At 68.6% G+C, this 10972-nt stretch carries 11 protein-coding genes and 1 other RNA gene; 6 read left to right on the top strand and 6 right to left on the bottom strand.

Annotated elements, in window-relative coordinates:
* Positions 1-473, top strand: a 473-nt coding sequence (locus AC08OV_RS07765; protein ID WP_476619488.1) for a UTRA domain-containing protein, incomplete at its 5' end; no start/stop codon positions are given.
* Between the two features lie 507 nt (positions 474-980).
* Here AC08OV_RS07765 and ssrA read toward each other — a convergent pair.
* Positions 981-1354, bottom strand: a transfer-messenger RNA (tmRNA) gene (gene ssrA, locus AC08OV_RS07760).
* A gap of 308 nt (positions 1355-1662) precedes the next feature.
* On the opposite strand from ssrA, the gene AC08OV_RS07755 reads away from it, so the two are divergent.
* Together AC08OV_RS07755 and AC08OV_RS07750 are read left to right on the top strand one after the other, a co-directional pair.
* Positions 1663-2136 carry a VOC family protein gene (locus AC08OV_RS07755; protein ID WP_476612714.1) on the top strand — a complete coding sequence of 158 codons (474 nt, stop codon included), beginning with the start codon at positions 1663-1665 and terminating at the stop codon, positions 2134-2136.
* 107 nt (positions 2137-2243) lie between these two features.
* Positions 2244-2954 (top strand): YoaK family protein, encoded by a 711-nt coding sequence (locus AC08OV_RS07750; RefSeq protein WP_476612713.1) that lies wholly within the window; start codon positions 2244-2246, stop codon positions 2952-2954.
* Here the strand turns inward: AC08OV_RS07750 and AC08OV_RS07745 are convergent, their stop codons facing one another.
* From AC08OV_RS07745 to smpB, 3 genes are all read right to left on the bottom strand, one after another.
* Positions 2955-3872 (bottom strand): NAD(P)-dependent oxidoreductase, encoded by a 918-nt coding sequence (locus tag AC08OV_RS07745; protein WP_476612712.1) that lies wholly within the window; start codon positions 3870-3872, stop codon positions 2955-2957.
* A 66-nt stretch (positions 3873-3938) separates the two neighbouring features.
* Positions 3939-5474, bottom strand: coding sequence for a THUMP-like domain-containing protein (locus AC08OV_RS07740; RefSeq protein WP_476612711.1), 1536 nt, complete (start codon positions 5472-5474; stop codon positions 3939-3941).
* A gap of 60 nt (positions 5475-5534) precedes the next feature.
* Positions 5535-6014: an SsrA-binding protein SmpB gene (gene smpB / locus AC08OV_RS07735; protein ID WP_011435254.1), complete on the bottom strand. Its 480-nt coding sequence runs from the start codon at positions 6012-6014 to the stop codon at positions 5535-5537.
* 602 nt (positions 6015-6616) lie between these two features.
* On the opposite strand from smpB, the gene AC08OV_RS07730 reads away from it, so the two are divergent.
* The gene (locus tag AC08OV_RS07730) at positions 6617-7966 is read left to right on the top strand and encodes an HNH endonuclease signature motif containing protein (protein WP_476612710.1); all 1350 of its coding nucleotides are present in this window, start codon (positions 6617-6619) and stop codon (positions 7964-7966) included.
* Here the strand turns inward: AC08OV_RS07730 and ftsX are convergent.
* Positions 7951-8823, bottom strand: a complete 873-nt coding sequence (ftsX, locus tag AC08OV_RS07725) for a permease-like cell division protein FtsX (RefSeq protein ID WP_476612709.1) — start codon at positions 8821-8823, stop codon at positions 7951-7953. The genes AC08OV_RS07730 and ftsX overlap by 16 nt on opposite strands.
* A complete protein-coding gene (gene ftsE / locus AC08OV_RS07720) occupies positions 8823-9569 on the bottom strand; it encodes a cell division ATP-binding protein FtsE (protein WP_476612717.1) in 747 nt (248 codons plus the stop codon). Before ftsE ends, ftsX begins: the two co-directional genes overlap by 1 nt.
* A gap of 297 nt (positions 9570-9866) precedes the next feature.
* Between ftsE and AC08OV_RS07715 the strand changes: the two genes are divergently transcribed.
* Together AC08OV_RS07715 and AC08OV_RS07710 are read left to right on the top strand one after the other, a co-directional pair.
* Positions 9867-10052, top strand: coding sequence for a hypothetical protein (locus AC08OV_RS07715; RefSeq protein ID WP_462186014.1), 186 nt, complete (start codon positions 9867-9869; stop codon positions 10050-10052).
* Positions 10053-10122: 70 nt separating this feature from the next.
* A partial coding sequence (locus tag AC08OV_RS07710) for a PQQ-dependent sugar dehydrogenase (protein ID WP_476619487.1) occupies positions 10123-10972 on the top strand: 850 nt, incomplete at its 3' end.

The raw sequence follows: 10972 nt of genomic DNA, 5'->3' as shown, positions 1-10972 counted from the left end.
GGCTTCCGGCTCCCCCACACATCGCCCGCCTCCTCGACGTCCCCCTCGGCAGTGACGTGCTGGAACGCCACCGGATCGTCCCGACGGCCACCCCGTCCAGATCGCCGACTCCTACCTCCCCGCCACGCTCGCCCGCGGCACCATCCTCGAAGCCACCTCCACCGGCCCCGGAGGCATCTACGACCGGCTCGAACACGACCTCGGCCACGGCCCCCCTCACCTGGCGCCCCCGGATCGGCGCCGCCGCGGCCACCCCCGGCCAGGCCCGCGACCTCGGCGTCTCCCGCGGCACCCCGCTGCTCGTCCTCACCCGCATCTCGATCAGCGGCACCACCGGACGCCCCGTCGAAGCCACGATCACCTACCTCGACGGACACCGCTTCGAGACCACCGGCCAGCCGATCACCCGCGACGACACCGCCGCCTGGCCCATCACACCCGCCACCGCGGAAAACCGGCCAGCCGCCCTTTGACCTGTGTACACATGCCGGGCCGTCGCGGGCGAAAGCGTCAGCTGCGAGTGGCCAGCATCTGATCGTCGACACTCTTTCGCACCCGGGCGGGCAGAGCGGCTGCCGCAGCCAGCGGACCGCCCTGCCCGATGCCCCCTGGCGAGGCGGTCGTCGGCGTCATCGGTGCTATCTGCCGACGTGCTCAGGCACGTTGCCGGGAGCTTGCCCGAACGCCAGCGACGCCGCCGCTGGCCGCCACACACGATGGCCGCGTGACACGGGCGGTTCACCGAGGGCATGCAGAGATCTTTGTGGCGCATCGCGCAACAGACGCTCCGGCGACGCGGAGGTCTGCGACGCCGCTGCCGACCAATCCCCGAAACTACGTTCCGCAGCCAAGGTCCGCCGGTACGTTCGGGGAATCGAACCAAACGATCAATGCCCTGACCTGGATATCCTCCACTCGATCAACGATCTAATCTCATAGAGTTCATCTATTTACCCAGGTCAGGGCATTGTCACTCCAAGTGGTGGAGGTGGCGGGAATCGAACCCGCGTCCTCCGGCCCCGACACAGGGCTTCTCCGGGCGCATCCTGCTACTTGTTTCTCAGCCCCGTCGGACACGCAGGCAAGCCGACGTAGGCTCAGTCGCTGTTTGATGTCCCGACCGACCCCGCGACCGGGTCAGCCGGTGATCCTCCTAGCGACGTCAGATTCTGGGCCGGAGGCTCTCCCAGACTGACGACTACCTAGTCCCTCTTAAGCGGCGAGCGCGTAAGTGGGGGTAGTGGGCTGCGTCTTGTTGGCAGCTGTTGTTCTGAACGGATCGTTAACGAGATAACCGCTCATCCTCGGCCCGCTTCCCCTGCCTCGACGTCCGGAGTCGAAGCCGGTCACCCCCAAGTTCGGATCAGTTACGGCGTTTTAGCATACCGCACGACGCGGGCGCCAGCACCAGCCGACAGACGCTCCTGCCAACCCGGCCCATCGCGCGCGTCACTGCATCCAACGCTCGGACGCCAGCTCCATGTTCCCACGTCGGGCACCCCGCGTACCAACGGGTTTCCGATGCGGCGGGTCGTGGCGGGCCGTGGCGGGCGGGCGTCACGGCGGCCGGGCCCCGTGGGCATGCCGTCGCGGGCAACGCCGTTGTACGGAGTTGTTGTATGGATAACGGCTACCAGACGACCAGCGCCTCGGGAGATCACCGTGAAGATCAAGGAACTGGGACATCTCGTCCTCTACGTCCGGGACATCGGGCGTTCCAGCGCCTTCTACCGGGACGTACTCGGCTGGCGGCAGATCTTTCCCGACCCGGCGGGCGCGGACGGCAACCCACTGCGGGCCCCCGCCGCCGCGTTCTCCTCCGGACGCACCCACCACGAGCTGCTCCTCATCGAGGTCGGCGAGGACGCGGCGGCCATACCCCAGGGCCGGCGGGTGGGGTTGTACCACTTCGGACTGAAGGTTGGCGACAGCGATGACGAACTGCGCGCGGTGCTCGCCCGTCTGCACGACGCGGATGTGACCATCGTCGGCGCGTCGGATCACACGGTCACCCACAGCTTGTACATCCTCGACCCAGATGGCAACGAGATCGAGCTCTACATCGACGTTCCCGGGGTCGACTGGCGGAGCACTCCCGCGCTCGCCGCGGCTCCGGTCCGTCCGTTGCGCCTCTGATCTGATCTGATCAGATCAGATCAGATCAGATCAGAGGCGCCGAGATCAGAGGCGCCGGGAGTTCCCGCCTCCCGCCGTACCGGCCGTCACTCGGTGAAACTGTGCCCATGCGGCCGTCCCCCGACCAGCGTCGACGGCTGCCGGCGCTGCTGGTGGCGTTGGCGATCCTCACCGGTCTCGTCGACGCGGTCAGTTTTCTCGGACTCGGCCGGGTATTCGTGGCCAACATGACCGGAAACGTCGTCCTGCTGGCCTTTGCGCTGGCCGGGGCCCCGGGCCTGTCCGCCGACCTGTCGGCGCTGGCCCTGGCCGGGTTCCTGGCCGGAGCCGTCATCACCGGACGGATCGGCACGGTGACCATAATCGGCGGTCGTCGCTTCTCGTGGCTGATCATCGCGATGGCCGCGCAGACCGGGCTGATGGCCGGCGCGCTGATCGCCGCGCTGGTCACCCAGGGACTCGGCACGGAACCCGAGATCCCTGAGATCCCCGAGGCCCGGCCCTATACCGTCATCCTCCCGCTGGCCCTCGCGATGGGCCTGCAGCACGCGACGGCTCGGCGGATAGCCGTTCCGGACATCCCGACGAACGTGCTGACCAGCACGTTGACCGGGATCATCATCGACTCCCGGCTCGGTGGGGGAATGGGCCGCGGTGGGGCGCGGCGGTTCGCCGGCCCCGTCGCCATGTTCGCCGGAGCCCTGATCGGGGGCCTGTGCCTGCTCCATCTCGGCCGGATCGTCCCGCTCGTCGTGGCGACCGGTACCGTCACCGGCTGCCTGATCGCCACAGTGACCGGCACCGTTGTGGCTCCATGATCAGGAAGCCGGGGAGACTTCGCCACCCGCGCCACCCGCGCCGCCCGGCCTGGTCGCACGGCGCCGCTGCCGGATGACGACCGTCGTGTCGAGACCACCCTCGCCGTCCGCCTGGGCAGCGGCGAGATCCCGCTCGGCCAGCTCGATCATCGGCAGCGGGATACCACGCCGACCCGCCTCGGCAAGGCAGATCCGCAGATCCTTGCGCATCCAGTCGACCGCAAACCCGAAATCGAACTCGTCGCGCACCATGGTCTGACCACGATTCGCCAGGTACCACGAGTTGGCGGCGCCGCCGGCCACGGCGGAAAGCACCAGATCGGTGTCCAGACCGGCGGCAATAGCGAAGTTGATGGCCTCGGCCGCCCCTTCGACGGCTCCCGCCACCAGAATCTGATTGACCATCTTGGTGAGTTGTCCGCTACCGACCGGCCCGACCCTCGTGATAGTCGCGCCGTAGGCGGCGAGCACCGGCCTGGCCCGCTCGATCGTCTCAGGATCCCCACCGCACATGATGCTCAGCCGGCCGGCCACGGCACCTGCCTCCCCGCCGGAGACCGGGGCGTCGACGAAACCGACGCCGACCTCGGCGGTGCGCGCTGCGATCTCCTCCGCGAGTTCCGCGGAGGTCGTCGTGTGATCGACGATGATCGCACCGGGCCGAAGCGCTCCCAGCATCCCGTCGGTACCGAGAACGACCTCGCGGACGTCGTCATCGGCACCGACGCAGAGGCAGACGACGTCGACCTCAGTCGCCGCGGCGGCGGGCGACGGCGCGATCCGGCCGGAATGTTCCTCGGCCCAGCGTGCCGCGGTCGCGGCCGTGCGGTTGAACACGGTGGTGGAGAACCCGGCCCGAACCAGGTGACCGGCCATGGGAAATCCCATCGTGCCCAGTCCGACGAAGGCAACACGCATGAACGTCACTCCTGTTTCGCCCCCGATGGCGTCCACCGGGATCGGTCGGTCATGAGGATCGGTCGCTCATGAGGATCGGTCAGTCGCCACCGCCCCGACATCCGATGCCGGGGTGCAGACGAAGGCCCAGGGAGCTCCACGCAGCCTCGTCATCACCACGGTGACAGCCGGTCCACCGGGAATCAGATCACGACGGCGGGGTAGCAACCGGCGGCGGATCTCCTCGACGTCGCCGGCGAGGCCGCGTCGCCGGACGTCCAGCGACCCGATCTCACGAGACCGCAACAGGTCCGCGATCCGGCGCACGTCGAAGGGCAGCTCGGCCTCGATGCGCAGCAGGCGGGAGAAGGGGGTCGTCACTGCCTCGTCGGAGGTCAGGAAGGCGATCATTGGATCAATCTGCCAGGCTCCGAGGCGCCGCCCGAGCTCGCCGACCAGGCCCGCCCGAGTGACCGCCGGGCTCGGATCGTGGAGGAACCGGCCCGGAGCCGCTACCCGATCGGCGACCTCGCCGACCCGACCCGCCGGTCCCGCCGGTCCCGCCGGACCCGTATCCGCCGGGAGGACTGGATCCGGGGTCCCGGTGAGGCTCGCCGGCGCTCCCCCGGCCCGCAGGGAGGCCGAGCCGCCCGGCCCGGGCAGCACAGTGGCGCGACGCGAGGCGGTCGCGAGGGCCGGTGAGAACAGCACGGCCTCCTTGAGATCCCGTCCGTCGGCCACGAACTCGATCTCCCAGCCGGGGGGAACCAGCTCCGTCGCCAGCCCTGGCGCGGCCTTCACCGCGACAGCCGCAACCTTGTCGGCAAGCCCGAAGCACCAGGCCAGCGGCGGCTCGCTCGCCCGCGACGCCAACCGACGGTCGCCGGCACGCCGGGCCGGATCGACGAACACGGCGTCGCATCCGGAGAGGTCCACCTCCCGCACGTCGGACAGGCGCGTCTCGAGGCATCCCGTCGGCACGGCCGATCCCGTGAGCGGAACGGCCGTGGACGGAACGGCCGTGGACGGAAGGGTCGTGGACGGAAGGGTCGTGGACGGAAGGGTCGAAGGCGGCGCGGTCGTGCCCTCGGCCGCGTGGACGGCGGCGTTGAGCGCGGCCATCCGCAGATGAACCGGATCCCGGTCGACGAGCATGATCTCCCGGCCCCGGGCGAGGGCCAGCGCGTCCCCGCCGATCCCCGTGCACAGGTCGGCGAGCCGGCCTAGGCCGGTGAACCGCGCGGCCCGATGCTCGGCCGCCGCCTGCGAGGACGCCTGTTCCAACCCGGCTCGGGTGAAGAACATCCGATCGGCCCGGGCAAACTTGACCATCGCGCGCCGCCTCAGCTCCGCCTGAGTGAACGCGGAGGCGAGGAGCGCGGGGGACACGCCCTCGGCGCGCAGGCGGGCACCGACAGCCAGTTCCCGGGCCGCGCCTCCACCAGCACGCTCATCCTCGGCAAATGCCGCGACCGCCGCCGCCAGCACCGCCTCACCCTGTGCGCTCAGCAGGGCCTCGAGCTGCGCCAGCCGGTCGCCGTCGGAGGCGGTCACGGCGACTCGGATGGTGCCGGAACCGGCGAATCCGCGGCACGACGACGAAATAACGACGACGGGAACCATGACAGGAACGTCGACAGGAACATCGGCGGCCCCACGGACGGTGTCATGGACGGCTGGCTATCAAAGGTAGCGCCCCTTGGCTCGGCGGCCCATCGCCCGGCCGATCTCCCGGGCCGCGTCCCGCTCCGCGATCGCGTGCCGTTTGTCGTACGACTTGCGGCCACGCGCCAGCGCAATCTCGATCTTCGCCCGCCCGTCCTTCCAGTAGAGCGAGAGCGGGACCAGCGTGAGCCCACCCTCCTGGGTCTTACCGACCAGTTTTTCGATCTCCGCCCGATGCAGCAGCATCTTGCGCTTGCGGCGGGGGGCGTGGTTCGTCCAGGTCCCCTCGGTGTACTCGGGGATGTGCACGTTGTGCAGCCAGATCTCACCATCGCTGATCTGGGCGAACCCGTCGACGAGCGAGGCCCGCCCGGCCCGCAGCGCCTTCACCTCAGTGCCACGGAGCACCAGCCCAGCCTCGTAGGTGTCGAGGATGTCGTAGTCATGCCGGGCGCGCTTGTTCTGCGCGATCAGTCTGCGCCCCGTCTCCCTCGGCACTGTCCTGTCCCTCTTCCCACACCGTTCGCGAAATCTTCTCCGAACCTACGTCCTGCCTCCCGCGTCGGTGACACGCCCGGCTCCACCGCGAGGACACTCATGGTATCGATCATGTGAGCGCCATCGTCGGTCGCCGGCGTGGCCCGGGTGACGTCGCCGAGCGCTCCGTAGGGCGACGAGCGCCGTCAGCGCGCCCCGCGGAGGAGCCGCCACGGCGGCGACTTGGGCGTTCAACACCTTCCACCTCCTTGCTCGGCTGTCGAGCTTGCCCGGCCGTCGAGACGATGGACTTGACGACGCTGGACTTGATGAACGGTGCCAGCGAGTACTATACTCGAACACATGTTCGATGATCGGAGTGTTCGGGCAAATCGGCGGCGGTTCCTGCCAGCAGATCCAACCGTTCCCTCCAAGTGCCCATGACAGGCGGCATGATGCATCCAGCGACCAGACCCGGTTCATCGCTTCGGCCCGGCTCACAGTCCAGTCCGGGTAAGCCCAGTTCGGACGAGTCCAGCCCGCGCGAGGAAGCAGAGGCCCTGGGCCCCCGCGACACCGGGGTCGACGACAGTGGTTCTCTTTCCCGTCGCCTGGACTCATCGATGGTTTATGGTCGTCGTGTAGCTGAATTCGACGCGGACGGATGTCTCCGAGCGGATGTGGCGATCGGTCGGGAGATCGCGCGCTGGGAGGCGGCACGGCTGCTCGTGAGAGCGAGGTTCGCGCAGCTACGGCCGCCCACGGAAGAGGATGAGAGCGGGGCTGCCAGGGGATTTCACGAGTTCGCGGGAGACGAACTGGCTGCCGAGCTGAGAATATCATCAGCGTCGGGAAACCAGCAGTTGGGTTTCGCGGTTGGCGTCGTCCGCCGCATGCCGGCCGCGCTGACTGCTCTTGAACATGGTGAGCTGGATTCCCAGCGGCTGGCCGTGCTGGAACGACTGACGGCCAACCTGTCGGACAGCCAAGCCGCGGACGTGGCGGAGACGGTTCTGCGCCGGGGTGGGCGGCCAAGCCACGCAGCGTTCGCGGCCGCCGTGCGACGGCGTGTGGTGGTGGTAGACCCTCAGGGCGCGGAGCAGCGTCGCCGCAGGGCGGCGAAGGCGCGTCAGGTGACGGTGCGGGCCGAGCCGGATGGTACGGGCCGCGTCTCGGCATCGCTTCCGGCAGACCGCATGCTCGCGGCGTTTCGACGGGTGGACCTTCTGGCGAGGAGAGCAGGCGGTGCGCAGGACGGTCGCGGGCTCGACCAGCGTCGGGCCGACGTTTTCTACGACCTGCTGATGGGGCAGAATCGTGACCGTGTCAGTATCGAGACGCAGGTGGTCGTATCGGCTTCCTGTCTGCTGGGTATGTCGGAACAGCCGGCGGAACTTCCCGGTTATGGCCCGATACCGGACGGCCTCGTTCGCGAGATGGCCGAGAACCCCCGGTGCACATGGCGGCGGATACTGATGGATCCGCCGGAAGGACGAGTCCTGGAGGTCAGCCGGCGTCGATTTCCCTCAGCCGCCCTGGCTCGTCATGTTCGAACTCGAAACCCTACATGTGTCTTTCCGGGATGTGAGAAGCCTTCCATTCACTGCGATCTTGATCATCGCAGGTCGCATCGTCGAGGTGGCCAGACGAGCGAGCGGAACCTCGGGCCAAAATTCCGGAGGCATCACCGGCTGAAACACGCGGATGAAAAGCGGCCCAGGCGTGGCGCCGAGGAAGGTGCTACGAGAAGACAGGGGCGGCCGGATACATCATCTCCCGATCAATCCACGCAGAAGGGATGGTCCGTGTGCCAGCCCAGGCCTGGACATTTCATCTGGACGAGCCCGGAGGGACGCCAATATGAGGTTTCACCCGAAGATTATCTCAAGGAAGTATTCCTCGAGGATGATGTCCAGTTCGAGTCGAAGCGGACCGGGGCCGAGCGACGGATGACGCCTCAGACCCGTAGATGACGGCGGAGCGCCACCGAAGCCATCGCGGCGGCGGCGAGCACACCGACCCCCAGCACGACGGCCGCGGTCTCCCAGACCGCCGACCAACCGAACAGGGGGAACATCGTCTGCTTCGCGAACCGGCCGTCCACCAGGTAGATCTTGGCCAGCGCGAGCACGCCCGTGGCGAACAGCCCGCCAACCAGCCCCACCGCCGCGATCTCCAAGACGAACGGGGCCCGGATTGTTCCGTTGGACGCACCGACCATCTTCATGATCGAAGTCTCCCGCTGCCGAGCATGCGCCGAGATCCGGATCATCGTGTAGATGAGGGCGAAGGACGCCAAGGCCTGCACGGCGGCGAGGGCGAAGGCGCCCGCTGTGAAGGCGTCGAGGAACCGGTACAACGGGTCAAGCAGGCCGCGCTGGTCGCGCACAGCTTCCACCCCGTCGAGGCCGGTGTAGGTGACGACGATGTCGCGGGCCGCTCGCGGATCGGTGAGCGTAAGTCGTAGCGCCGCGGGCAGGTCGTCGGGTCCGACACCGGCGAGGACGTCGGGCGATCCACGGAAGTCCCGGCGGAAACGGTCGTACACCTGCTGTTTGCTTTCGTACCGCACGTCGACGACCAGTGGATCCGCCGCGATCTCGGCCTCGAGGGCAGACCGCTCGCCCGGGGTGATGCCATCGGAGAGATCAACGACGACCTCGATCTGGTCGAGCAGGAAGCTGTCGATGGTGTGCACCTGCGCCCGCAGGAGCAGGCCCGACCCCAGCAACGCCAGGCAGATCGCGACAGTGATGATCATAGCGCAGGTCATCGCCAGGTTGCGACGCAGGCCCGTCCACAGCAGCGACGCCAGCAGACCCGGTCGCATCAGCGGACCCGGTCGGCCGGCACCCGGGGCCCGGGCCGGGGAATCATCGGCACCACCAGATCATCCTGGTTGTAACGCCCGCGAGCCTCGTCCCGGATCAGCGCGCCGTCGCTCAGCTCGAGCACCCGGCGGCGCATCGCGTCGACGAGCGACGCGTTGTGGGTGGCCATCACGACGGTGGTGCCGGCCTGATGAACAGTGTCGAGCAGGTTCACGATCTCGATGCTGGTGTTCGGATCGAGGTTGCCGGTCGGCTCGTCGGCCAGCAGTACCCGAGGACGGCCGACGAACGCCCGGGCGATTGCGACCCGCTGCTGTTCGCCTCCGGAGAGTTCATCGGGATACCGGTCCGCCTTCTCCGCGAGGCCGACCAGGTCGAGTGCCTCCGGCACGACGCTGCGCACGACATGCCGAGGACGGCCGACCACGTCGAGGGCGAACGCGATGTTCGCCGCCACGGTCCGATTCGGTAGCAGGCGAAAGTCCTGGAAGACGCAGCCGACCAGCCGGCGCAGCTGGGGCACCCCGCGGTCCGGCATCCGCGCGACGTCACGGCCGGCCACCAGCACCCGGCCGGACGTCGCCCGTTCCTCCCGCAGCAGCAATCGCAGCAATGTGGTCTTACCCGATCCGGACGACCCCACGAGGAAGACGAACTCACCGGCACCGATCTCCGCGGTGACATCGATCAGCGCCGGCCGGCCGCCGTTCGGGTACCGCTTGCTCACGGAACTCAAAACGATCATTGCGCCTTCCCGCACTCCCATGACTTTCAGTAGCCGCATGGTAGGGCGTGACGAAGGTCGGGGGCCGCAGGTTAACACCCGACCGGAATCTCCGAGAACAGCCCCGGGCGGGTCACCGCTCGCCCGGTCGACCTTTGACGGAGCGGCACGCCACCGTGCGCGGGCGTAACGTGGAGGTCGATCGTGCGTGTCGCCAACGGTCGTGCTCCATCCGAAACGTCCGGGTGTTGTCCCCACCCCGGGGAAGTGCGACGATCGCCCGATCATGGCATCCGTCCCGGGTGAGAAGGAGGCGCTATGGGCAGCGAGGATCTCGTCTGCGCGCGCTGCGCCGGACTGGTGGTCGAAGGCCGGTGTCCCACCTGCCGCGCCTCGCGCGAGTACCTGCGCCAGAGCTTCTTCCAGATGTCACCGCAGGTGATCGTCGCGCTGATCGCGATCGTGATGCTACTGACGGTCCTTGCCGCCCGTCACGTCTCCTAAGCCCGGCCGCGCCGCCGCGGCAAAGGCTGGCCTAGTCGCGGGCCGCCCCGAATCTCCCCGTTGTCCTCCCGTGCGCTGCCTCGTCCTGGTCAGCGCCATTCTCGCCCTGGTGGGCCTCGGCGTATCCGCCTGCGGCGGGAATGGTGGCCGCCCCTGGCCGGCCGAGTCGTCGAAGCCGGCCACCACCGCACCGTCGGCGGGTCGCGACAGCCCGCAGCCCGAGTTGCGCATCATCACCACGGGTCTCGCGACGCCCTGGGATGTCGCCTTCCTCCCCTCCGGGGACGCCTTGATCAGCGAACGGGACAGCGGCCGTATCCTGCGTCGCCCGGCCGGCGGTGGCGAGCCTACCGAGGTCGCCCGTTTTCCGGACATGGTGCACAGCGGGGAATCGGGTCTGCTGGGCCTCGCCGTCTCCCCCACCTACGCGGCCGATCACTTCGTGTACGCCTATTACACGACCCGGGCCGACAACCGGATCGTGCGGTTCCGGCTGACCGGGAACTGGGCGGGTCCCCCCGCACCGATCCTCACCGGGCTCGCGAACGCCCAGATCCACAACGGCGGACGGATCAGGTTCGGCCCGGACGGCCTGCTGTACGCGGGGGTAGGGGACGCCGGCGTGACCACACGGGCGCAGGACCGCGCCAGTCTGAACGGCAAGATCCTACGGATGCGTCCCGACGGAAGCGTGCCGCCGAGCAATCCGTTCCCGGGCTCGCTGATCTACAGCATGGGCCACCGCAACGTGCAGGGCCTGACGTGGGATACGGCCGGACGGCTGTGGGCATCCGAGTTCGGCCAGAACAACGTCGACGAGGTGAACCTGATCATCCCGGGCGGCAACTACGGGTGGCCGATGGTGGAGGGCGTCGGCGACACCGACAAGGGCCGCCTGCGCAATCCCCTCGTCACCTGGA

The organism is Frankia sp. CeTa3Moorea, from assembly GCF_978021225.1.
This window is presented reverse-complemented; position numbering and strand designations above follow the sequence as displayed.

Excerpts from the sequence above, each read along its gene's own strand:
- ftsX (WP_476612709.1), bottom strand. The coding sequence starts at position 8,823 with ATGCGACCGGGTCTGCTGGCGTCGCTGCTGTGGACGGGCCTGCGTCGC.
- AC08OV_RS07715 (WP_462186014.1), top strand. The coding sequence starts at position 9,867 with ATGGGCAGCGAGGATCTCGTCTGCGCGCGCTGCGCCGGACTGGTGGTC.
- ftsE (WP_476612717.1), bottom strand. The coding sequence starts at position 9,569 with ATGATCGTTTTGAGTTCCGTGAGCAAGCGGTACCCGAACGGCGGCCGG.
- AC08OV_RS07740 (WP_476612711.1), bottom strand. The coding sequence starts at position 5,474 with ATGGTTCCCGTCGTCGTTATTTCGTCGTCGTGCCGCGGATTCGCCGGT.
- AC08OV_RS07750 (WP_476612713.1), top strand. The coding sequence starts at position 2,244 with ATGCGGCCGTCCCCCGACCAGCGTCGACGGCTGCCGGCGCTGCTGGTG.
- AC08OV_RS07745 (WP_476612712.1), bottom strand. The coding sequence starts at position 3,872 with ATGCGTGTTGCCTTCGTCGGACTGGGCACGATGGGATTTCCCATGGCC.
- AC08OV_RS07730 (WP_476612710.1), top strand. The coding sequence starts at position 6,617 with ATGGTTTATGGTCGTCGTGTAGCTGAATTCGACGCGGACGGATGTCTC.